Source organism: Bartonella sp. W8151, assembly GCF_016100385.1.
GTDB classification, from domain to species: domain Bacteria; phylum Pseudomonadota; class Alphaproteobacteria; order Rhizobiales; family Rhizobiaceae; genus Bartonella; species Bartonella apis.
The window spans coordinates 275,244-299,737 of record NZ_JACFSO010000002.1 but is presented as its reverse complement, the minus strand read 5'-3'; the positions used below and the strand labels follow the sequence as shown (position 1 = coordinate 299,737).

At 46.6% G+C, this 24,494-nt stretch carries 14 protein-coding genes, 2 tRNA genes and 1 pseudogene; 5 read left to right on the top strand and 12 right to left on the bottom strand.

Annotation, left to right across the window (positions count from 1 at the left end; all coding sequences use genetic code 11):
• Positions 1–97 precede the first annotated feature (97 nt).
• Positions 98–1,105, bottom strand: coding sequence for a Gfo/Idh/MocA family protein (locus H3V14_RS04210; RefSeq protein WP_075868948.1), 1,008 nt, complete (start codon positions 1,103–1,105; stop codon positions 98–100).
• Between the two features lie 171 nt (positions 1,106–1,276).
• On the opposite strand from H3V14_RS04210, the gene H3V14_RS04205 reads away from it, so the two are divergent.
• Both H3V14_RS04205 and H3V14_RS04200 read left to right on the top strand, forming a co-directional pair.
• Positions 1,277–1,353: transfer RNA gene (locus tag H3V14_RS04205), tRNA-Met, on the top strand.
• A gap of 1,406 nt (positions 1,354–2,759) precedes the next feature.
• Entirely contained in the window at positions 2,760–4,433 is a 1,674-nt protein-coding gene (locus H3V14_RS04200) for a formate--tetrahydrofolate ligase (RefSeq protein WP_198226871.1), read from the top strand.
• Between the two features lie 728 nt (positions 4,434–5,161).
• Here H3V14_RS04200 and H3V14_RS04195 read toward each other — a convergent pair.
• Positions 5,162–8,347, bottom strand: a complete 3,186-nt coding sequence (locus H3V14_RS04195; protein ID WP_198226869.1) for an efflux RND transporter permease subunit — start codon at positions 8,345–8,347, stop codon at positions 5,162–5,164.
• Positions 8,344–9,690 carry an efflux RND transporter periplasmic adaptor subunit gene (locus H3V14_RS04190; RefSeq protein WP_198226861.1) on the bottom strand — a complete coding sequence of 449 codons (1,347 nt, stop codon included), beginning with the start codon at positions 9,688–9,690 and terminating at the stop codon, positions 8,344–8,346. The genes H3V14_RS04195 and H3V14_RS04190 overlap by 4 nt, the downstream gene beginning before the upstream one ends.
• 243 nt (positions 9,691–9,933) lie before the next feature.
• Here H3V14_RS04190 and H3V14_RS04185 point away from each other — a divergent pair, with 243 nt between their 5' ends.
• The gene (locus H3V14_RS04185) at positions 9,934–10,566 is read left to right on the top strand and encodes a TetR family transcriptional regulator (protein ID WP_075916569.1); all 633 of its coding nucleotides are present in this window, start codon (positions 9,934–9,936) and stop codon (positions 10,564–10,566) included.
• An 816-nt stretch (positions 10,567–11,382) separates the two neighbouring features.
• On the opposite strand, the gene pgi is transcribed toward H3V14_RS04185, so the two are convergent.
• The 3 genes from pgi to H3V14_RS04170 form a co-directional block, all read right to left on the bottom strand.
• Entirely contained in the window at positions 11,383–13,032 is a 1,650-nt protein-coding gene (gene pgi / locus H3V14_RS04180; protein WP_198226859.1) for a glucose-6-phosphate isomerase, read from the bottom strand.
• 247 nt (positions 13,033–13,279) lie between these two features.
• Complete coding sequence (locus tag H3V14_RS04175) at positions 13,280–16,522, bottom strand: efflux RND transporter permease subunit (protein ID WP_198226857.1); 3,243 nt, start codon at positions 16,520–16,522, stop codon at positions 13,280–13,282.
• On the bottom strand, positions 16,522–17,769 hold the full coding sequence (locus H3V14_RS04170) for an efflux RND transporter periplasmic adaptor subunit (protein ID WP_198226855.1): 1,248 nt from the start codon (positions 17,767–17,769) through the stop codon (positions 16,522–16,524). Before H3V14_RS04170 ends, H3V14_RS04175 begins: the two co-directional genes overlap by 1 nt.
• Positions 17,770–18,166: 397 nt before the next feature.
• Between H3V14_RS04170 and H3V14_RS04165 the strand changes: the two genes are divergently transcribed.
• Positions 18,167–19,675 (top strand): HAMP domain-containing sensor histidine kinase, encoded by a 1,509-nt coding sequence (locus tag H3V14_RS04165; RefSeq protein WP_198226853.1) that lies wholly within the window; start codon positions 18,167–18,169, stop codon positions 19,673–19,675.
• Between the two features lie 673 nt (positions 19,676–20,348).
• Positions 20,349–20,425 (top strand) — tRNA-Arg (locus tag H3V14_RS04160).
• A gap of 358 nt (positions 20,426–20,783) precedes the next feature.
• Here the strand turns inward: H3V14_RS04160 and H3V14_RS04155 are convergent.
• The 6 genes and pseudogenes from H3V14_RS04155 to H3V14_RS04130 all read right to left on the bottom strand — a co-directional run.
• Positions 20,784–21,171: pseudogene (locus H3V14_RS04155) on the bottom strand (DDE-type integrase/transposase/recombinase); the annotation flags it as partial.
• Positions 21,172–21,521: 350 nt separating this feature from the next.
• The gene (locus H3V14_RS04150) at positions 21,522–21,854 is read right to left on the bottom strand and encodes a hypothetical protein (RefSeq protein ID WP_198226851.1); all 333 of its coding nucleotides are present in this window, start codon (positions 21,852–21,854) and stop codon (positions 21,522–21,524) included.
• A 357-nt stretch (positions 21,855–22,211) separates the two neighbouring features.
• Positions 22,212–22,871, bottom strand: coding sequence for a hypothetical protein (locus tag H3V14_RS04145; protein WP_198226849.1), 660 nt, complete (start codon positions 22,869–22,871; stop codon positions 22,212–22,214).
• Positions 22,864–23,019, bottom strand: a complete 156-nt coding sequence (locus tag H3V14_RS04140) for a hypothetical protein (RefSeq protein ID WP_198226847.1) — start codon at positions 23,017–23,019, stop codon at positions 22,864–22,866. Before H3V14_RS04140 ends, H3V14_RS04145 begins: the two co-directional genes overlap by 8 nt.
• A 563-nt stretch (positions 23,020–23,582) precedes the next feature.
• Positions 23,583–24,014, bottom strand: a complete 432-nt coding sequence (locus H3V14_RS04135) for a carboxymuconolactone decarboxylase family protein (protein WP_246785006.1) — start codon at positions 24,012–24,014, stop codon at positions 23,583–23,585.
• Positions 24,011–24,454 carry a hypothetical protein gene (locus H3V14_RS04130; RefSeq protein WP_198226845.1) on the bottom strand — a complete coding sequence of 148 codons (444 nt, stop codon included), beginning with the start codon at positions 24,452–24,454 and terminating at the stop codon, positions 24,011–24,013. Before H3V14_RS04130 ends, H3V14_RS04135 begins: the two co-directional genes overlap by 4 nt.
• Positions 24,455–24,494: the final 40 nt, after the last annotated feature.

The following is a 24,494-nucleotide window of genomic DNA, read 5'->3' as shown; positions in this document are numbered from 1 at the left end:
CTGGCCGAATCATTCATTGGCACGGCTTGCCTAACATAACGCCTTAGACGAACAATATGTAATCAAAGTTCTATGACGCATGTAACAGCTTTTTACATTATTTCTTTGCCGTATCTTTATTTTTTGCCTGCGTTTTACCAGCAATTTCCTTTGCTTTATGATGGACACTGCCGGCAGTCAAAATACGCAGAACGGCAATGGCCTCGTCGCCATTGGTGCGGGGTTCTTCGCGGGTTTCGATGCAGTGCAGGAAATGCTGCAATTCGCGGGTGAGCGGCATTGCTTCCTCAACCGGAATATATTCCGGCTCGTCTGCGGTAAATGCCCATTGATTATTATCCTGCCAAACCTCGAAACGGTAAATGGCAAGCTTTCTTCCCCACGGCTCGACATCATCAAACACGGCCATGGCTTTGGTACCAACCACCGTCAAACGACGTTCGCGATAGGGATTGAGGCGGGAAGCAAAAAGGTGGCTACGCATGCCATTGGGAAACTTCATATGGACATGGGCAAAATCGGACAAGTTGTCGATAATCGCCGCGCCCTCGCCGTGAATTTCCGACGGTTCGCATTTTGTTATAGCCAGAATCATTGAAAGGTCGTGAGGCGCGAGATCCCAAAGTGCATCACTTTCGGTATGGAATTTGCCAAGCCCGAGACGGTGGGCATGAATATAGCGCACTTCGCCCAATGCCCCTTCATTGACAAGTTCAAGCAATTTTTCAAATGCCGGATGGTAGCGCAAAACATGCCCCACCATAAAAATACGCTTATGTTCCTTTGCAATGCGCACTTCACGCTCTGCATCCTCGACATTGAGCGCAATCGGTTTTTCAACCAGCACATCCTTGCCGCCTTCTATCGCTCTGATAGCGTTTTCCGCGTGAAACTGCGGCGGCAGTGCCAGAACCATTGCATCTATGTCTTTACGGGTAAAAATCTCGTCAACGGGGATTGCCTCGACATCGTGTTCTGCTGCAAACCCTTCCGCACGATGAACATTCACGTCGGAAACGGCTGCGAGCGCTCCCAGACTTTTCAAGGTACGTATGTGATTGCTCCCCCAATAACCACATCCCAAAACTGCTACGCGTGGAGCCATTGTCTATGCCTTATCCTTATTGCTGAACTAAAAAGCAATATCTTATCTGTTCAATATCGGTCATGAACGCCATTGACAAGAGAAAAGCTCAAAAACGATGCTTGACAGAGTGGGATTGAACCCCTTATATCGCCGCCACGGCTAAATGTTTTTTAAAAAGACATTTTTTGTGGCGGAGTAGCTCAGTAGGTCAGAGCAGAGGAATCATAATCCTTGTGTCGGGGGTTCAAATCCCTCCTCCGCTACCAAAGCCGCCGTTTTTCCCCTTTTTTGATCGCTTTCCGCTTAATCGCTTTTAATAGCTATCCGCTTGATCGCTTCCTTCATAACGATAAAGTCTCTGGTGACGGCTTTCGTTTCGGGAAACAGTTTTTTTTGATTTTTTAAAAAATTTGGTCCCGAGGTGCTGCCTCCAATGCTTGCTGTTTCAACTTAAAAAATGCCGCGCCACCGTACTTTTTGCCGGTTGAAAGCACAAAACCGGTAGCCGAGGCACATCAAGATTTCATCCGCTTTATGGGGAAAGCAGCGCGTTTAGCAAAAAAGTGGCGCAGTTATTGAAGAAGTAGCGTGTTAAGCGAAAAATCTGAACATTAAGCGAAAAAGCAGAGCGATTATTTGTCTCCCGCACGAGAAGTCTATTAAATCCGGCTAAAACGTCCTTTTAAAAACTCTCTTAAAAAATCCGTTCAACTATTCAAAAAAGCGGTATTCTTTTTTGAATGGAAAAATTGCCGATATTTTCTTTCCTCATCAATTTTAAGTAATCTTTGTATCATTATGGGGCAAATCAACTGGTTTTGATATTTCCCGTTTGAAGCTTTCCGCCATTTGTGCATTGAGGCGCTATTCACTACCTTTCTTGCAATTATGCGATTTCCGGCTTGTTTCCCTTCTGTCTATCGTTACTTTTGTTAAGCTTTTAAATCAGCTCATCCGGTTTTCTTGAAAAAAAGGCGCGTGTTGAGCTTGAAACCTTAAATTTCGAGATTCTTGAGATTATCTTTTATAAAAAACCGGCAAAATGAATGAACCAATCGGGATGGCCTTATTGTTCTGTTTCTGCTGCTCTCATTTTCTGCCCACCCCCCATGTGACGGATTGTGATTCGGTTTGTTTTCCTCGTTTGTCGTCAAAAATATGCGCTTCGGGAGAAAAACCTTTGACCTTTCATTTTCTCCCCTATCCCCTTATTTTCCCGATTTTCTCTCTCCACCGATTTCTAGCTATTTTTTGACCTGTTTCCGTCTGACATATGATTCTTCCAGAGAGCGGTTTTCTTCAAAAATAAATTGTCAGGAAAGAACGGTGCCACGGCGGAGTTAAATTTTTGGCATACGAAATATCAAAGCGGTTTTCGCGCCATTTGGCCGTTTTCTTGCGGTTTTTGTTTAAAATTATTTCCATTCAATAGTTTTGCCGAATTAAGCTTGGTACGGCCGATCAAGCCCTGTAAAGGCAATTTGTCTTGATTAAAGCCCAAGAGAAAAGACAATTTTTATTGGAGTGTCATGTTTATTGCCGGTTAAAAATGGCATTATTGTTAAATGTGGGGTAAAAAGCCCCCATTGATTGACAAAATGGCGATCATTTTGCCAAGGCGAAAAGAATGACCGCAATTTTTACCTGTTGCGCCTGATAATAGAGAATATTGATGAATCTTTCAGATATTGAAATAGCCCGTCAAGCAACCAAACTGCCTATTCGTGACATTGCCGCCAAGCTTGATATTCCTTACGAGGATATTGTTCCTTATGGTCATGACAAAGCAAAAATCAGCGCAAAATACATCGAGACGCTCAAAAACAATAAAAGCGGCAAACTTATTCTGGTGACTGCCATCAACCCGACACCGGCGGGCGAAGGAAAAACCACAACAACAATCGGTCTTACCGATGCACTCAACCATATCGGCAAAAAGGCTGTCGCATCGTTACGCGAACCATCTCTCGGGCCGAATTTCGGACAAAAAGGTGGAGCAGCCGGTGGAGGACGTTCGCAAGTCATTCCGATGGAAGACATCAATTTGCATTTTACCGGTGACTTTCATGCGATCACATCAGCCAATAATCTTCTTGCTGCAATGGTGGATAACCACATTTATTGGGGCAATGAACAGAATATCGACTCCCGCCGGATTACATGGAAACGCGTGGTCGACATGAATGACCGTGCGCTTCGTGACATTGTTCTTTCCCTTGGCGGGGTAAAAAACGGGTTTTGCCGCCAAAGCGGTTTCGATATTACGGTGGCGTCCGAAATCATGGCAATCTTCTGCCTTTCCGAAAACCTCGCCGATCTCACAAAGCGTCTCGGTAAAATTATTATCGGTTACCGTTACGATAAAACGCCGGTCACCGCTTCCGATATTCATGCAGAAGGCGCAATGGCGGTTTTGTTGCGCGATGCATTGGCGCCCAATCTGGTGCAGACAATCGAACACAATCCCGCTTTTATCCATGGTGGTCCTTTTGCCAATATTGCCCATGGCTGCAACTCGGTCATTGCCACCAAAACGGCATTGAAGCTTGCCGATTATGTGGTCACGGAAGCGGGCTTCGGTGCTGATCTCGGAGCTGAAAAGTTTTTCGACATCAAATGCCGCAAAGCCGGATTGAAGCCCGACGCAACTGTGATTGTTGCTACAATCCGTGCGCTGAAAATGAATGGCGGCGTTGCAAAAGGAGATCTTGCCCATGAAAACGTTGCGGCATTGAAAAAAGGCACCGCCAATTTGTTGCGCCATATTTCCAATATGGAAAAATATGGTGTGCCGGCCATTGTGGCAATTAATCATTTCAATTCCGATACCGATGCGGAAATAGACGTTTTAAAGAAAGCTGTTGCCGAAACCGGACATCAGGCCATTATTTGCCGCCATTGGGAAAAAGGTGGTGAAGGTGCCGAGGAACTGGCGCGCACTGTCGTGCAGATGATTTCCGAAAACAAAAGCAACTTTCACCCGCTCTATGCCGACGACTTGCCATTGGAAGAAAAGATCAACACCATTGTGCGCGAGATTTATGGCGGGCGCGGTGCCGATATTCCGACGAATATTCTGAACCAATTGAAGGCCTGGGACGAGGAAGGCTATGGAACTTTACCGGTCTGCATGGCAAAAACGCAATATTCATTTTCTGCCGACCCGAAATTGTTGGGCGCACCGGAAAATTTCACTATTCCTGTACGCGAGGTCAAACTCTGTGCCGGTGCCGGATTTGTTGTGGTGATTTGCGGTGATATCATGACCATGCCGGGGCTTCCCCGCCACCCTATGGCCGAAAAAATCCATCTTGATGAAAACGGGAATATTGAAGGTCTTTCATAACCCCCACAACCATTTTCATAAAAACTTTCAAACCATCGGCTTAAATGTTTGGCTGACGGTTTTCGAATCTTTATAGAACTCGATTGCTCAAGGCTTTAAAACGCCCGAATGCGCAAGGCTTTATAACGCTCAAATGCTTTAGATTTTTTGGATTTACCTGATTTCAGGCTGCCTTTCCTCATTTCAACGCAAAACGTTCAGGTTTTGCTTTTTTTCGGCTGCCTTTGCCTTCAATAGCTTCTATAAACGCCATCGCGCGGCTCTCATGGCGTTGCCATTCCCCGTGTTTTATTCTTCTGTTCCTTCGCTTTTCTATTCGTTCTCCTTCCCGTTCCTTCATCTGTCTGTTTTTCGCCTTCGTTTCTCCCCTATCAAGGCGCGCCTGTCCTGAATGGCTTGTGCCTTTTCCACGCCTAGCTGTTCTGCCACCCTTCTATTCCTTGGTCTCTTTATCTCTTTTCCTTACTGTCCCTTCATTCATTTGTTCCTTCGCCTCTCTATCCCTTGCCTATCAAACCGTGCCTGGCCCGAACGGCTTTTGCCTTTTCCTGTCTCCCCTTCTGTTTGACACTTTCAAATTTTACCCGCAGATCCTTGCCTTTGTCCTGCGCTTTTCTTTGTTCCGTTTGCTGTTTTTAGACCATGGGAATGATTGCAACACTTTAACCGGACAATAAAAAACCCCGGTTGGAGACCGGGGTTTTGTTTTTGGCTTTGTCAACAAGCAATCAGGCTTGCTGAACATTATCGCCGGACTGTTTGTCGGGTGCGGATTGAGCTTCCGGTGCATCGCCGCCATTTGTCGGCTCTCCACCAGCAGTTCTTCCGGCACGGTTTCCGCTAAACAGCCTGTAGAACATCGGGATAAAGAAGGTTGCAATACATGTTGCAGCCAACATACCGCCGATAACACCGGTACCAATTGCGTGACGGCTAGCGGAACCGGCACCGGTGGATCTTGCCAAGGGGACAACACCAAGGATAAACGCCAAAGATGTCATCACAATCGGACGGAAGCGAAGACGTGCTGCAGAAATCGCCGCATCAATAGCCGATTTGCCGCTTTCACGCTCGAGCACAGCAAATTCGACAATCAAAATAGCGTTTTTCGCAGCAAGCCCCACAAGTGTAACGAGGCCGATCTGGAAATAGACGTCGTTGCTCAAGCCCCTTAAATAGGTGAATGTCAACGCGCCGGCAATCGCAAATGGCACAGCCGTCACAACTGCGAAAGGCAGGCTCCAGCGTTCATATTGCGCAGCCAAAATCAGGAACACCATAATGATACCGAAGATCATAGCAGTTGAACCGGCACCACCGGCCACAACTTCCTGATAGGCCGAACCTGTCCAGGCGATCTGGTAGGTATTCGGCAAAACCTTGCCGGCAATATCCGTCATGGCCTTGATCGCATCACCGGAGGTAAAGCCGGTACCCGGATCACCCATGATCTTGGTGGCATAGAAAGCGTTGAAGCGTTCAAGCTGATCCGAACCGGTAATACGCGTTGTTTGGACAAGCGTGTTCAACGGGATCATGCCGCCGGAATTCGACCGCACAAAGACCTGCTTGATGTCTTCCGCACTTTTACGGAACTCGCCTTCAGACTGGATTTTAACCTGATAGTTACGTCCATAAAGGGTGAAGTCATTGATATAGATGTTACCGAATGTTGCCGAAAGGGCATCGTAAATCGAGTTGATCGGCACATCCATCGCACGGGCTTTGACACGGTCGACATGGAAGTCATACTTCGGCACATTCGGGTCAAAGGTTGTGCGGACATTCTTCAATTCCGGACGCTGGTTGGCAGCCTGAACGAGTTTCATCGTCATCTTATAGAGGTCATCAATCGAGCCACCGGCACGGTCCTGCAGATACATTTCAAAGCCACCGGTTGTCGAAAGGCCGGTAATCGGAGGCGGGTTGAAAGCAATGGTCACACCGTCCTTGATGCCTGACGTCATGCCGATCACTTGCGGGGCAATTACACGCGCATCATCCTTCGGATCGGGTCTGTCTTTCCAATCCTTGAACATGACAAACATGGCGCCCGAACTTGTCTTCAAACCACCTGAAAGCAGGTCATAACCGGCAAGCTCTGCAATGTTTTCGACCGCAGGGTTCTGCTTGAGAATTTTATAGGCCTTGTCAACCACACCTTGTGTTCTTTCAAGCGAAGAAGCCGAAGGCAGGAACGAAACCGCAAGCACATAGCCCTGATCTTCATCCGGAACGAGGGAGGAAGGAACCTTCTCGAACATGAAGACAGCAAAAACACAAACCAGCACAAAACAGACAATGCCGTACCAGAATTTATGGACGAAAAAGCTGACGCCCGAAACATAAAGATTGGTGATCTTCTGGAATGTCTCGTTAAACCAGCGGAACGGTGCAATCGGTTCGCTATGGCGCGGCTTCAACAACAGCGAGCACAAAGCCGGTGTCAGTGTCAAAGCAACAGTACCGGAAATAACGACTGAAATCGCAATAGTAACAGCAAATTGCTGATACATAACACCGGCCATGCCGCCCATGAATGACACAGGAATGAACACGGCGCACAGAACGAGCACAATAGCGACAACCGGCCCTGTAACCTCGCTCATCGACTTGATAGCAGCATCATGAGGCGAAAGCTTTTCTTCCGACATAACGCGTTCGACGTTTTCCAACACCACAATCGCGTCATCAACCACAATACCGATGGCAAGCACCAGCCCGAACAGTGTCAACATATTGATCGAGAAGCCGAGCACGTAAATGCCCGCAAACGTTCCGATAATAGATATTGGCACCGCGATAATCGGAATAAGCGTCGCTCGCCAGTTCTGCAGGAAGATGAACACAACAACGATAACAAGCAGAATAGCTTCGATAAAGGTGTGGACAACTTCCTCGACGGAAACCTGAATGAACTTGGTGGTATCGTAAGGTACCGAATATTCGATCCCCGGAGGGAAGGCAACTTTCAATTCATCCATACGTTTCTTGATCGACTGCATGGTGGCAAGCGCGTTGGCACCAGGTTGCAGGAAGATCAGGATCGGCACCATCGGGTTGCCGTTCAAATTGGATTCAATGAAATATTGCTGGGTACCGAGTTCGATACGCGCAACATCTTTCAAACGCAGAGAAGCACCTGTGTCATCCGAGCGCAGAATAATTTCGCCGAATTCTTCTTTTGTTACAAGACGACCTTGCGTCGTTGCCGAATAGGTGAAAGCACCATTGATATCCGGCTGTTCACCAATACGACCAACAGGATATTGGTTATTCTGTTCCTTGACCGCATTGATAACATCGGTCGGCGTCATATTATATTGGGCAAGCTTGTCAGGCCGCAACCAGATACGCATCGAATAATCGACGTGTCCGAGAACCTGCGCATCGCCGACACCGGGAATACGTTTCAAATCGTCAACAACGTTAAGCAATGCGTAGTTGCCGACATAAATCCGGTCATAAGCGCTTGTTGTCGAACGCATGGCAACAAGGCCAAGGATGGATGAAGACCGTTTATCGGCAACAACACCAAGACGTTGCACTTCTTGCGGCAAAGTTGTCAAAGCACGCTGAACGCGGTTGTTGACGTTAATGGTTGCCTGATCAGGATCGGTTCCGAGCGCAAAAGTAACAGTGATCTGCAATGTACCGGACGCGTTGCTGATCGATTGCATATAGATCATGTCTTCAACGCCGTTGATCTGCTGTTCGAGAGGAACAGCCACGGTCTGGGCAACTGTTTCGGCACTGGCACCGGGGTACTGCGCCGAAACGACCACCTGCGGTGGCAGCAGGTCAGGATATTGGGCAATCGGCAATATGCGCATACACATAAAGCCGGCCAATACGATGATAATGGATATAACCGACGCGAAAACCGGCCGGTTAATGAAGAAACTATAGCTCATTGTGCGGGCCCCGAAGCTTTTGCATTGCCCCCGTCAGGTGCCTGTTGTGGCGCATCGTCGGTGACATTGACCATCAGGCTTTGCCCCTGAGGAATACGCATCAGACCCTGTTCGATATAAACCTGGCCTTCGGTGACAACTTCCTCTCCGTCACGAAGCCCCTGAACAACCTTGTTTTTGTCTTTTTCATCGAATTTGACACTGTCAATCAGCCAGTCGCCGTTTTGCATTTTGCGCACGGCTTTGACCGGACGTTGCTCGACAACCATCAAACGGCCAGCCGCCTTTTGCGGCTGTCCATTGGCGGCGGCCGGTGCGGCAGGTTGTGCACCTTGCGGAGCATTCTCGCCGGCTTTCGGTGCCTCGGGCTTTTTCAACAGATAGACAAACTGGCCACCACTGTTTTGGACCAGAGCCGATTCCGGAATGGTCATGGCATTGGCCATTTTGATACCGGTAACCGTTACGCGTACAAACATACCCGGAAGCAGACGACGATCGGGATTGGCGATAACCGCACGGGCACCCAAGGTTCCTGTCTGCTTGTCAATTGTCGGTGAGGTAAAATCGACCGTACCTTGTTCGGGATAATCAACCCCTTCACCAAGACGGACGGTAACTTTCAGATTATCAATCTTTTCGCCGCGTTGCTGCATTTCGTCCATCAAATGGCGAATCTGGTCATATTCACCATCGGCAAACGAGAAGTTGACATAGATCGGGTCAAACTGAGTGATTGTGGTGAGCAGGCTCGATGACGGGTCGGTTCCGATAAGAGAACCTTCCGAAACAGCCTCGCGACTGGTCAGTCCACTGATTGGCGCTGCCACTTTTGTATATTCGAGGTTAAGTTCGGCGGTGCGCAACTCGGCTTTCGTCTGCATCAATGTTGCTTCGTCGGCATCGCGCTTGGCAAAAGCCTGATCGCGCAATGAAGTTGACTGGACTTTTTGCTTGACCAGTTCCTCGGCACGGTCGGCATCACGAACCGACTGGTCGTAATTGGCTTGCGCCTGCGCGACCTGTGCGCGTGCCGAAGCAACAGCAGCCTCGTATTTGTCCGGATCAATCTCGAACAATATTTCGCCCTGCTTGACTTCCGAGCCTTCAACAAAGTTGCGGTGCAAGAGAATACCACCAACACGGGCACGAACTTCGGTTTCACGATAGGCAACAACACGGGCTGCATATTCGTAATTTAACGGAACCTCTGCCTGATGAATAACCTTGCCGCTTGCCTGCGATGGAGGCGGCATATGCTTTTCCTGTTTGCCACAGGCAACGAGTCCAAAAGACAGCACGCCGACAACAAGAGCGGCCGATAATTTCCTTAATAGTGTCATAGGATGTCAGACCTTGATATTTTTTTCGTGTCCGGTAAAATATACATACATGGATGTTTGTAAATAGCCAATCAGCTAATAACCACTTAATAGCAGCAATAATAAGGCGTCACAACCGGCAGAAAACACTTAATTGAACATTTTTCAATCAAGATTTCGCGTTTTTCAAGACAGGATTTCCTGTTTTTTTAAAACAGAATTTTATGTTTAAAGTGTGATGACGGGACAAAAAGGGGAAATAATATGCGCCGGACAAAAGCCGAAGCGAGCGAAACACGTGAATCGATCCTTGATGCGGCAGAAATGGCTTTTTTAACCAAAGGTGTTTCCAAAACTTCGCTCAATGAAATTGCCGAACGGGCTGGCGTCACGCGCGGCGCAATCTATTTCCATTTTCGCGACAAACCGGCCATTTACAATGCAATTATCGACCGCATCAAATTTCCGCAAGAAGACCTTATTGATGAAGTAAGCCGCAATGATTCGATCAATCCGATTGATGTATTGGAAAAATCGGCTTGTGCTTCGCTCAGCCGTTTTGCTGAAGACGAGCACCAGCAGCGTGTCATGACAATTATTACTTTGCGTTGCGAATATGTCGATGATTTTTCGCAAATGATATTACGCTTGAGGGAAGCCCATGACAGCATGCTTGATCTTTTTACGCGCATGCTCTACGTGGCGCGAAGCCGCGACATGCTTTCCGAAGACTGGGAACCGGAAGATGGCGCGCGTGTGCTTGTGTGTGTGGTGGGCGGCATCCTTCATGAATGGTTGAATTCGGCAAAAAATTTCGATCTTAATGCACTTGGTACAAGATTGATTCTAAGCCAGACAAAATCTTTCCGGAAAGATTCCCGACAACTTATGGGATGAAGTGCCTTTAACCCTTGCGCCCCTGCCCTTAAAAACAAATGTGCCACGCCATCAAAATTTCCAACTTCAAAACAATCCCCCCTACTCTATAGATAAATTACTACGCTTTTTAAAAATCATACTGGCTTATAAAAATCGTCGCGCTTTTTAAAAAGCAAAGCAATCACCCCATTTCCCTTTTTTTGCCATCCCCCCCGTTTCCGGCTGTTTCACTCGACACTTTTTTTGAGTGCCCCTTAGTTTTCGGCTTTGCCATCAAAAAAGAGATTATCGGAAAAACACTTTTCTATTTTTCCTTTACTTAAACCCCGCTGCATCGAAATGTGACAAAACAAAAATACCGCTCTTTGGGCGAGATTTGTTCACATGGCTTTCAAGTTTTCTCTGAACCGGAGTTTTTCAAAACCGGAATTTTAAAAATATACGCCGATCACGACCGTCGGCCATTTGCAGACCATTTTTTGCCTAACCTAAAAACGGGAAAAAGCCCTCGCGGGAAACAGCTTTGGCAAAAGTCATCCTTGTTCATTGCACTATCACGTGACTCTTTCAAAGGCAGAATGAGTTAACTTTGTAAAGCATGATTGCAAATTCGCGAAACGCAACCGGAAAGCCGATCTGCCAGATAGGCCAATATATCGACAAAATGAAATATCGCAAAAGGCTTATTGGACAAAACGGGATGTAGGCGTGAGCGGGATGTCACAAATGAAAGTAAAATGTGACGGAAAAGAAAAATAGGATTTATAGACAAACCCGATTTAAAGGCAGCGCCTTCTTGGATACGCTGCCTTCTATCTTTTCAGATTCTCGTTTTCAGCGCGTGCGACGCTCTTTGACATAAGCAATCAAACCGCTTGTCGAACTATCGTGGCCGTCGGCACTTTCATGTCCGGAAACCATGGGTAACAATTCATTTGCGAGTTCCTTACCCAATTCCACACCCCATTGGTCGAAGGAATTGATGTTCATGAGTGTGCCTTCAACAAAAACCCTGTGTTCATAAAGTGCAATCAACCGCCCCAATGTGAAGGGGGTGAGCTTGTCATGGACGAGCGTCAGTGTCGGACGGTTACCGACAAAGCTTTTGTGCGGGGCTAGCCTTTCGGCTTCCGCTTCACTCATACCGCCTTTCATTAACATTGCTTTTGCTGCTTCTTTGCTGCGACCACGCATCAGTGCTTCCGATTGGGCAAAGCAGTTGGCAAGAAGCATATCATGCTGGTGGCGCAAGTTTTCTTCGTGCCCGTTCACAGCAACAATGAATTCGACCGGAATAATATCGGTCCCCTGATGCAAAAGCTGGAAGAAAGCATGTTGCCCATTGGTTCCGGGCTCTCCCCAGACAACAGGGCCGGTCGGCATTGTAACCGGTTTGCCGTCAATGGTCACATGTTTGCCGTTCGATTCCATGTCGAGTTGCTGGAGATAGGCGGGTAGACGCGACAAACGATCCTCATAGGGAATGACAGCACGTGTGGGACAACCGCAGATGACGCGATTATAAAAACCGATAAGCCCCAGCCGGACGGCAAGGTTTTCAGAATAAGGTGCTGTGCGGAAATGTTCATCCATTGCATGGCCGCCAGCGAGAAACTTTCTGAAATTTTCCGGCCCGATTGCCATCATCACCGAAAGGCCGATTGCCGACCAGACGGAATAACGCCCGCCAACCCAGTTCCAGAAGCCGAAAACACGCGACGGGTCAATGCCGAAATCAGCCACCTTATCAAGCGCAGTCGAAACTGCGGCAAAATGTTTTGAAACGGCCATCTCGCCCAGTTTTTCAGCAATCCACTGGCGCGCAATATGCGCATTGGTCATGGTTTCGGCTGTGGTAAAGGTTTTTGAAGAAACGATAATCAGTGTTGTTGCGGGGTTAAGCCGCGACAATGTATCGGCAATATCGGCGCCATCCACATTGGAAACAAAATGGCTATCCGGCCCGTCGTGATAGGGCTTCAAAGCAAGCGTTGCCATTTTGGGCCCAAGATCGGAACCGCCAATGCCAATATTGACAACATCGGTAATTTTACCACCATGTTCGCCTTTGAAGGCACCGGAGCGCACTCCTTCACAGAATTTTTCCATATGCGAGAGAACCGACTGCACATCCTCGACAACATTTTTGTCGCCAAGCATGATTGTGCTCCCCTTCGGCGCCCGCAAAGCAACATGAAGAACCGCACGATTTTCGGTCAAATTGATCGGCTCGCCGGAAAACATCGCCTCTCGCCGCTCCTTCAAACCGGCAGCATCGGCAAGATTATCAAGAAGCTCCAAGGTTTTCGCCGTAACCCCGCATTTGGAAAAGTCGAACAGCAAATCATCTAGCCGCAATGAAAAGTGCTCGAAACGCTGCGGGTCATTTTTAAAAAGTGAGCGAATATCGCCAAGCTCCGGATCTTTTGCATGGGTTTTCAATGCGTTAAAAGCGGCGCGGAATTTTTCTTCGTTGCGGAACATGGCAAGCTACCCTCCATTGTGTAAATAGAATTTAAGATGAAACACATTGAAGTGAAAGAGGTAAAATTGCCTTTATCCATTTCGCTCATAAGAAAGTTAAACGAGGCCTTATATCACGGCATTATTATCGGCTTTTCTTGAGGCTTGTGAGAAATCGCATGCCGCCAATAGATTAGCAAAATGGCTTATCACTTGCGGCTATTCTCTTGACCGCGCAAATTTTGTTTTTTCGTATGACGCTCATATGTCATCCGGTTGTTTTGGCATTTTGTGCGGCATCGAGTTCTTCCTCAAGCTCGAAATCCTCTTCGGCTTTCGGGCGGATAAAGCGGCCAAGCAAGAGATAGGTAACGGGTGTGACATAGAGCGTTGCAATGGTTGCAAGGCCAAGCCCGCCTACAATCACAAAGCCTAAAGAAATTCTGGCTTCCGCACCCGCACCGCTTGCAAGGATCAGCGGTACACCGCCAAGAATGGCGCAGATCATTGTCATTGATACCGGCCGCAAACGTATATTGGCAGCATTTTCCACCGCCTCGCGCAAAGTCTGGTTGCGGTTTCTGAGCTGGTCGGCAAATTCGACAATCAGAATGCCGTTTTTGGCCATAATGCCGACAAGCAGCACAAGCCCGATCTCGCTATAGACATTAAGGCTTACCCCGCTCACCATCATGGCAAAAACGGCACTGCCAAGGCCAAGCGGAACTGTTGCCATGACAATGAGGCCGGAAATGAAACTTTCAAACTGTGCAGCAAGAACAAGAAGAATAATGACCAAGGCAAAGCCAAAGACGATAATGAGGCCGGAAGAGGTTTCACTCAATGTGGCAGCCTCGGCAAGCGGGATAATATAGCTTCCCGCAGGCAATATGGGTTTTGCAAGGTCAAGCGCCTGCTCAAAAGCTTCACCGAGTGCAAAACCCGGTGCAAGACTTGCCGTCAAGGCAATCGAGCGCATGCGCGATTCCCGCCCGAGTTCCGGCGGTACCGGCTTTTCTTTAACTGTTGTCACCACCGACATCGGCACGAAACGGTCGTCTGCCGTTTTCATGAAAATATTTTCAAGATCGGTCGGGTCATTGACCGGTGTGCTATTCGACACAAGCTTCACATCATAGGAGCGGTCGCCAATATAGACCGAGCCGATTTTGCGCCCGTCAAGCATGGATTGCACGGCATTGGCAAGGCCGGTAATGTCAATACCGAGATCGGTTGCCCTTTCGCGATTAATGTCGATGAACAATTGCGGCTGCGTTGCTTCAACACTCAAGCGCGGCTGGACAAAACGCGGGTCTTCCTGCATTTTTCTGACCAGTGCATCGGCAACCGGCTGGAGTTTGGCGTAATCCGTGCCGAGAATTGCAAATTGCAAGCCCTGTCCTGCTCCTCTGATACCGAGCGAATTACCTTCCGCCGCAATGACACGCACAGCCGGAAAACCCTTCATTATTTGATTGATATCCTGAACAATTTCCTGCTGGCTGCGGTGACGCTCGCCCCAGGGAGCAAGATTGAGCATGAGAAAACCGTTATTGGACGAGCCGAAAGTGCCTGATACCGAATAGGTATTGATGATTTCGCCCCTCTCTTTGAACGGCAAAAGCGCATCCTCGATCTTGCGCATTTCATCATTGAGATAATCGACAGAAATTCCTTGTGGCCCGTTGATGCGCAAAAATATTTGTGCGCGGTCTTCCGACGGGGTCAATTCCTGCCGCAAGGTCATATATCCACCTGCACTTAGGATAACAAAGCCGATTGAAAGCAAAACCACAATCCACGGATGGTCAAGAGCACGGTGCAAGCTGCGGGCATAAAAATTCTGTAATGCATGGGCAATTTTCAAAAGCAATGGCGGTTTGGAATGCCTGTTGCTTAAGGCCTCCTGCCCGTTATTTTCCTGAACGCGCCGGTTTTCCTCACCGTTTAAATTTCCCTCATTATCAGCAACAGCTCCGGCAGGCTTTTTGACATCTTTCAGAAATCTTGAAGCAAGCATCGGGCAAAGTGTCAAAGCCACAATTGCCGAAAGCAGAATGGCAATTGCCAGCACAAAACCGAATTCACGGAAAAGCCCGCCCGCCTGACCCGGCAAAAAGGAAATCGGCACGAAAACCGCAACAAGGGTGAGCGTTGTGGCAATCACGGCAAAAAACACTTCTCTTGTGCCGATAACAGCCGCAGCCCGCGGCCCGGCACCGAGATTGCGGTGACGCACAATATTTTCCAGAACAACAATCGCATCGTCAACGACCAGACCGGTTGCAAGAACAAGCGCAAGGAGGGTTAGAATATTGACCGAAAAACCGGCAAGATAAATGGCGGCAAATGTGCCGATCAAGGCGACGGGAATAGAAAGTGCGGGAATGAAAGTGGCGCGCAAATCCCACAAAAACAGAAAAATGATCACCACAACGCTTAAAACCGCAACAATAAGCGCCACCTCGACTTCGTGAATAGCGCCTTTGATAAAGCTTGCATCATCACTTGTTATGGTAATATGCACGCCTTCGGGAAGCGTTTTGTTGAGATTGTCAACCGCCGATCTGATCCCTTCGGAAATATCGAGTGTGTTTGATTGGGCCTGCCGCACAATACCAAGCCCGACACCGGGTTTACCATTCACACGCACAATCGAGGTTTCCACATCCGGCCCCAGAGTGACATTGGCAATATCACCGATACGCACACGATTATTGAGATAAACATTCTCGAATTCTTCCGGCGTAGAAATATTGGCGGTTGCTCTCACCACCAGCGCCTGATTGGAACTTCTGAGCGAACCGGCCGGCGCATCAAGTGCCATATCGGAAAGTGTTCGCGTGACATCGGCAATGGTCAGGCCATAACTTGCAAGTTTTGCCGGATTGATATCAATCCTGAAAATCTTGTCACGGTCGCCATTGACTTGCACATCCGCAACACCGGAAACGGCCGAAAGTGTGTCGACAATCTGGTCTTCGGTCAAAACCGTCAAATCATCGACACTCATTGTTGTTGACGTCACGGCAAGGCGCATCACCGCGTCGGCATTGGAATCGGCCTTGATGATGCGGGAGGCATCGGCATCATCGGGTAAATCATTGGTAACACGCGAAATGGCATCACGAATATCGGCTGCCGCCACATTAAGATCGACACCGTCATTAAATTCGACCGTTACCCGCGAACGGGCAAAAGAAGAGCGCGAGGATATGGTTTTGACACCTGAAACACGTGCCACCGCATCTTCAAGCTTCTGGGTGATCTCACGGTCGATGGTTTCAGCCGCCGCACCATCAAAATCGGTTGAAACTGTTACCACCGGACGGTCGACATCGGGCAATTCGCGCACATCAATGCCCTGAAGTGCTGCAAGTCCCGCCACCATGATGAGCACATTGAGCACGAAAGCCGAAACCGGCCGGCGGATAAAAAGCGCAACCAGCCCGCCTTTATCCTTTTCGCGATTCCTTTCGCGTTCACCGGATTTCTGAAAAGCGCCCGCCATTACCGGCTTGCTCCGTCAAGAGTTTTCTTTTCGTTCCCCTTCACCTCATGAGGTTCAGCAACTGCTTTCTTGGCGTTTTCCGAATTTTCTTCCACTGCTTTTTCACGGGCTTCGCTATTGCCAGCAGATTGACCCGAATGACTATTTTCATTGCCAAGAGAAACGTCTTTTCCGGCCTCTTTTACGCCCTCATCCGGCATAATATCGACAGCACTTTTATCTTGCAGATTTTGCACACCCTTGGTGACAACAAGATCTCCTTGATAAAGTGCACCGGTGACCAGCACTGAATCCGCATTGCGCTGGACAATGCCGACACGCACATGCTCCACAACTCCATTTTTTACCCGCCAGACATAGGCACCCTCGGCGTTCCACTGGATTGCAAGCGGGTCCACCGCCGGATAAGGGTCACCCGGAAAAGCAAGCGACACAGAAAAAGACATGCCCGATTGAAGCACACCGGAAGCATTATCGACTTCCGCACGAATGCGCAAAGTACGGCTTTGCTCGTCAATCATATTGTCAATGGCGCTGATGCGGCCGACAAATTCTTCACCAGGGCGGGCAATAGATGTGGCTTTCACTTGTTGGCCGATTTTAATGAGTGGTGCAAAACGTTCCGGCACCCAGACATCGATCAGAATATGGTCGCGATTATCTATGCGGGCGATTGTTGTATCGGATGTCACGTAATTTCCCGCGTCAACCGGTAAAATACCCACAATCCCGCTTACCGGCGCGCGGATTGTGCGCCGATCAGCTGCAAGCTCGGCATCGCGCAGGGTGAGCCTTGCCTTGTCGAGTGCAAGTTTTGCCGACAATTCCTGCACTTCGGTTGCTGTATTGGAGGCACGCAACTTGACCGTTCTTGCCATGGTCAATTCCGCATCATTGACTTCCACTTTGGCGCGCTCGACGGCGATTTCTTCATTATCGGAATCAAGCTTTGCAACCGGATCGCCAATATTGACGTGCATTCCCGCACTTACATAGATCTTGTCCATCACGCCGCTAGACCAGGGGGTGACGGCAACCGTTGCAAGTGCCCTTCCCGTGCCGATGGCACTTAACCGGTCATTGATCAGCTTTTGGCTTACCGGTTTTACAACCACCTCGTTTGTTTTCGGGGTCGATGCGGAGGTGTGCCCGACATTTTTCCCGTTCTTTAAGCCCTGCCAGACAAACAGGCCGACAATAACGAGACCAATAATGACAACGATGGTAATTTTAGACGGGCGTTTCATCGCGCTGCTTTCATCAAAGGATGAGAAAACCGGACAGATTATTATCCGATACTGTTTTTTGTCACTCTGTTTTTAAAGTCTTCTACAATTTTAAACGTTCATCAAAGCCGCATCAAACGGGTTACAAAAGTCTTTAATGACGATTTTTCCCAAAAGTCTTTGACGATTTTTCATTGTATTTCATGCAAAATTTGCGTTTTTTCGTCCAGTTAAATTTCGGTAATAATTCCAACCGGAAAATAACCAATTGGATAAGCGCAAAAAACAATTTGTTCTTAATCAATGATTTTTATAGACTGGATTTAAAATGCGGGTTTTATAAGGCAGCACTGACTCGTTATCGGTCAAAAACTGACGCGACATTTCGCTAAAAATGCCGCTCGTCTGAAGAGGTTGAATGACTAACGAAGGAATAACCGGCGAACCGGCGCCTATAACAACGGGTATGTCGCTTGATCGCGAACATGAGAAAATACCCTTCTATCGGCGTATGCGTGTCCGGCTGTTATTGCTCATTACGCTTTCGGTTTTCATCACGGAAATTATGGTTTTCATGCCCTCTATTGCCAGCATGCAACAAAGCTGGCTTGAAGACCACCACCAGTCGGCCAAAGCCATCAGCATGATTCTGGCTTCAAGCCCCGAAATCACCCTAAGCCCGAATTTGCAAAAAAATGTTCTAACCGCCACTGATGCCTTGGCTATAAGCATTATCAGAAATGACGAGAGAATGAACCTTGCCACTTCGCCGGACTTGAAAAAGGTCAATGAAACCATTGATCTTCCTGATTATAGCGAAACCAAAGCTTTGCTTGATTCTCTCACAACGCTCTATTTCGGAGGCAGCAATATTTTGCTCCTTCGCGGTCCTATCGAAGGAACAGACATCACGCTTGAAGTCACCGTTGCCGACAGGAAATTGCGGCAGGCGATGATCGATTTTTCGTGGCATTTTGTCGTAATTTCTCTCACCATTGCAATTGTCGCAGCAACGACGATTTACCTTATCGTGCACGAACTGCTGGTGCGCCCGTTGCAGAATATCTACACCAATATGCTCGATTTTGTGATAGAACCGCATAATCCCAGCAAAATTCTGGTGCCCGAACCCCGCAGGGATGAACTCGGTATGACGCAAAAACGTATTTCGGTTATCGAAAGCGAATTGCAAAAAAGCTATGCCCACCAGAAACACCTTGCCAATCTCGGGCTCGCGGTTTCCAAAATCAATCATGATATGAGGAATATTCTCGCTTCCGCACAATTGATGTCGGATCACCTTGCCGACGCAAAAGACCCGATGGTGAAGAAAATTGCTCCGAAACTTATCCGCGCTATCGACCGGGCGGTCATTTATAGCCAGACCGTTATCACTTACGGGCGCACGCAGGAAGAAGCGCCAAAGCGTAAAAAACTTCTTCTTCATGACCTAGTGGCCGATCTCCTTGAATCGCTCACCCTTCCCGGTTCCGATCAGGTTGAATTTGTTAATGAAGTACCGGTTGATATGACGATCGACGCGGATGAAGAACAGCTCCACCGGGTTATCACCAATTTATGCCGCAATGCTGTTCAGGCAATGCTGGAACGGGAAGACAGTGCAAAACTTCAAAACAAGCTCACCATCAGCGGACACCGTATTGACAATGTAGCAGTTATCGATGTTGTAGATACTGGCCCGGGTCTGCCGGCAAAGGCCAAGGAACACCTGTTTTCACCATTTCAGGGTTCAACCAGCCGCAACGGTTCGGGCTTGGGATTGACCATATGTGAAGAGCTCGTCAACGCCCATGGCGGTAAAATTACATTGATTGACGAAGAGCGCGGCGGCGCGCATTTTGAAATCCGCATTCCCGATCTGCCCTCGCATGGCGAAGATCGACAAAAGAATGAAAAAACCGCCTGATCAAGCTGTCGGATAAGAGTGACGCTTAACGCACGAGTTCTTTCAATTATTCACGCGTATTCACGAGACGTTTTCCTGAAAGTTTTTTCCACCAGAACGAATTCCAATTAACGAATATCAATTGATGCCATAAAGCCAAACAAGTTGGCAAAGTTTCGCGTGTAAAAAATTTTCAGCTGGCCTTTTTATAATGCCTTTCAGTCGACATCTCGGCAGGCTGTTTCAGCCGGTATTTGCCGTAGACATTGAGGGAACATAGATCCGCCGTTTTGAGCGGAGTTTCCGCCTTTCAAGCTTTTCGGAGCGTCTTTTTTGAAAATTCACGGTTTTTGGGTCGATACCGGTTTTTTAAAAAAATTAATTCGGCTTTATAAAATTTTCTAAAAATGCGGTTTTGTTATTAAAGCAGTTTTTTTAAAACTTCTTGCTTCTCCTCAACCGTTGTTTTTTAGCTCCCTTTATTTTGTACATAAAATTTTCCGACAGAGATTTTCCGGTTTCAAAGCGCTTAGCTGCAAAATTCGCGACACAAATGAACAAAAAAATAAAATCTTCTCTTGCATTTCTTTCGCGAACCAATTAGGAAACCGCTTGTCAGTCGATTGAAGATATTCGAAACTGGATGTCAGCGATGAGACTGGCTGGAAACATCAATTTGGTGTTTTTCAAAAATGCACCCGTAGCTCAGCTGGATAGAGCACCAGACTACGAATCTGGGGGTCAGGAGTTCGAATCTCTTCGGGTGCGCCATTTTAAATTTGGCATTTCACCACACTTTCCAAACACCAAACTTTTCCATTTTTTAAAAACAAACACCAATCCCTGCAATTTTTAAAAAAATGTGAGGGGAATTGCTTTTGATTGATAATGCTTTCAATCAATCATGATTTGAAACTATCCTCCCTATTTCCTTCGAAAGGATTGTCGTCCGAAATCCTGTTGTCTTTCCAAGCCAGAGTGGAAAAACAGCATTTTGTTTATTGTATTTAAAAGCAAATGGGAGAGATCAATTGCACTGATCACGAGTGCCTTTAGACAGAGTCTTCCTTTTTATGAAGCTCCTGATCGAAATGGAAGAACCGACTGACGTCGTGCTATAACTTTCGCTTTGCGCGATCTTGAGTGCTGCCGTGCAGTCCATCGACGTAAATTGCGAGCCTTTGTCGGTGTTGGATATGTCGGGTTTACCCTAACGTAAGAGCCTCTTCGACTGCATCTATTGAGAAAGCATTTTCCATTGTGATTGATAGTCTTGATGATAAAACCCTTCGGCTAAACCAGTCCACAAAACCACGCGGATAAACAAAACCACGCGCCATCGGAATATAGCTCATGCTCCTCGCCCAGACCCGATTAGCGCGTGTTACTGCCAGATGCCACAGCAGATAGGGATAAACTTGGTGACCGGTTGCCGGCTTCAAGGTGTTAGGCCGCCGTCATATTGCTTCTATAGCCTTTTTCTTCATAAGTTTGGCAATATGCAGTCGCTCGACTTCTTCGCGCTAAAATCACCAACATAAATGTATCTCGTCTTTAAGGGGTTAAGTCTTTGCCGAAGTACAACTTTATTCTGACAACGCCTGTAAAGGCCATAAAAATAATTCAGGGTTATGGGTGATATGTCACATGACACCCTAGTCGTTCACAAAGCTTTTCGCTTTTTTTTACCATAGCCGGTTTTTCTTGAGACGACGTCGCAGTGGTTTGTTGACAAGCAGTGAGGAAGAGACCTGAAACGATGAAAACAAATATAGTTATTGCACGTTTTTTCATTTTAACAACAGCCCTAATAAAGACAATTTTTCTACATGCTGAATAAATTAAAAACCAACCGATAACAACTGTTCTACTTTAGCGCGTCTTTAAAACCAAAAGCGCAATTAGCTCCTCTTGAATAAGTATCCAGCCTTGTGATTTTGCCGTGCTCGTCATAAAACGCGCGGGCTTCACAATAAGCTAACTCATATCCTGTAGGTGTACTTTTTTGAAAAGATCGTTCCCAGTATACATATTTTTCTCCCTTTTTATTTTGTGCAACATGGAATGGACCTAACCGTTTAATGATATTTTCGATAGGTTGCCCACGCCATTTATCTTGAATTTCCTGACTAAAGTTGAGAGAAAGCCAACAGCCACTCAGCATAAGGACGACACATAAAAGAGATAAAAATTTTCTCATTGAATCTTCACCTTGGATTATTTTTTGATAATATCATTTTCATGCATGAACGACACTTGTAAGAACTTTCGCTTATTATCTCATTGCCCTTATCGGCATCAGTAATGCGCAAAGCCTCACTTTTAAGGCTCGAACAAACGCATTGCGCACTCGACAAATACCATAACCGTGGACAGAATATTGAATTCTACTTGTTATTTCTTTTCAATTGGCGTCATAAGCCTCAAAATAGTAATTAACGCTCAATGCCAAACAACCGCCAACCTTTATCCCTAACTGAATGGTCAGCGGTTGTTTTGTTTTTCATTTCAATTTCCTCAAAAAATATACGAATTGTAAAATACAATTTATACTTTTTTAATAAGCGCCCCTTGCCTCACAAATGGGAACTTTTGGATTATGAAAGTTTTTACACGCATCTATCGCTCTGGTTCCACTCTTTGGAAAATATCCTTGATCTTCCATACAAAACCTTTGTTTAAAAATGTTATTCTGTCTAACATTTTGGTCAAGTTTTGGATCATCTGGATAGCGTTCTTCACATTTGTCACTTGCTTCAGATATTTCTTCCGGTGTTGCGCCTGGCTTTTGAAACCATGCAGCACGAGATGGTGGGCCGTGATCTATATAACCAGGCTTAAACACACCACAACCACTAAAAACACTTAATGACGACAAGCATAGTAATGTAATAATTTTATTCTTCATATTTGTTTCCACATTTTTAAACGAGCGTCCTTGAGCTTTGATAATTTTAGATTTTGCAGAACCATAACTAACCTCACAACCAGACTTCCCAAGACCATAACAACTATGAACAGAGAAGTCTTTTCCATCAAGACCAAATATACCGCCAATTGCTTTTAATTGGTTATAACCTTCGGGTGCGTTATACATTGTTGCAGGATTGCCACCAATGAGCCCACCGACAAAATCATACTTATGACGTTGCAGCTCAACACTATATTTGTTTCCATTACTTAATTTATTTAATAGATCTGCTGTTTTTTCACGCATTGGCAGCAGGCCCATAATAATGAACATCAGTATTGGATAAAACGCCTGTCTCTCCACGTTTATCAAGTGCTGCTTTTTCCATAGCATCCTTTAGATGCTCTTCCACCTTTTCCAGCGCTTTATCTGTAATGAGCGGTCTGATCGTCACATTCTCTCTAAAACCGTTACCGACTTTGAAGGCGGCAATGCGCTCACTCGGCTAACTTCCATTTCCACATCAGCCGCGAAGGTTGCATTGATATTTTCTCTATTTTCAAGTTTGCAATGTTTTTGAGACCAAGTCTGACTATAGGTGTTAATTCAAGAAAACTCCCACTTCTTTGCGATTAACCAAGCACACTGGCATGCATTTTCCATGAATGAGAAAAGATCTCGTTCATCAGCTATCGAGACCCGAAAAATGGATAAAGGTTGCGGAACAAACATCAACAAAAGATAAACAAATGATTTTGTAGAAATATGATCGTCTTGATACCGAGCCGCAACGTTTTTTACGACTTCATAAATTTCATAGAAAGAATGAAAGACAAGCTTTTATAGACCTTGCGCTTACGCACTGGTCATTTCTTTCCTAAGATAGACCTCGACGCTATCCCTATCCGGACAAGCACTTAAAGTGCTTGAAGAAGAAATGACCTGCACCTCATCTCCAAGCCGTGAATAACTTGCGCCTTCTTTCAATCAATTGTTCAATATTGAACGTAATGCGCCTCACTGCCGCATAGAAATGGCAAGTCTGTTCATTCCATTCATCAGCGATATGGCAAATGTAAGGTCGGATATTTCTTTGTCACTAAAGACCTTTTTTAATGCCTCGTAGGACTCGTCATCGGCGTGGCTTGTCGATATGTTTGTTAACTGCTCTGCCCAGTTCAGTGCTGCCCGTTCTTTTTCAGAAAATTGGTCACTCACACGCCATCCCGCCACTTCCGCTATGCGGCGCTGCGTTTCGCCATCTTTTAGCAGGGAATTTGTATGGAGATTGAGGCAATATGCGCATCCATTGATTTGAGAAACTCTGAGATAGACCAATTCAATCAATTTTTGTTCGACTACGCTTTTCTCAAGGGCGACTTTCACGGCTCTAAAACCGCTCATCAGCTCTGGTGACAAGTCAAAATATTTCAGTCTGAGATTTTTCATATTCTCTTCTCCTTATTCTCATTATTGTCTGCAAAATATATTAATAACGCAGCCGATAAACAAACTATAACATTAAAATTAATCATCATTTTTATGCTTTGAAAAAGTGACATACTAATAATAAATAATATTAATAAAAATATATTTGCGTAATTAATTATTTTGTTCTTTGCGTTAATAATATAGGCTAAAGCGATTAATGCCTCTAAAACTGTGACCATCCAGCCAATAACGGGAGTCATGTTTTCCGGAGCCCAAGGACACAGAGTCGAGACATGTTTAAAAAATTGGGTCATCGAACCCCATGAAACACCTGTTTCACCAAGATGACCCCAAAAACCAAAACGGTCGAATACAGCCGAAAGATAGCTGATAGCCAAACCGACTTTAGCAAAATATATGCCCCGCCTTTGCGTCGACGATTTGCAAAAGTCAAACATGCTTCACCATTATAAAATTCCAGAAACGAAACAATGTCGC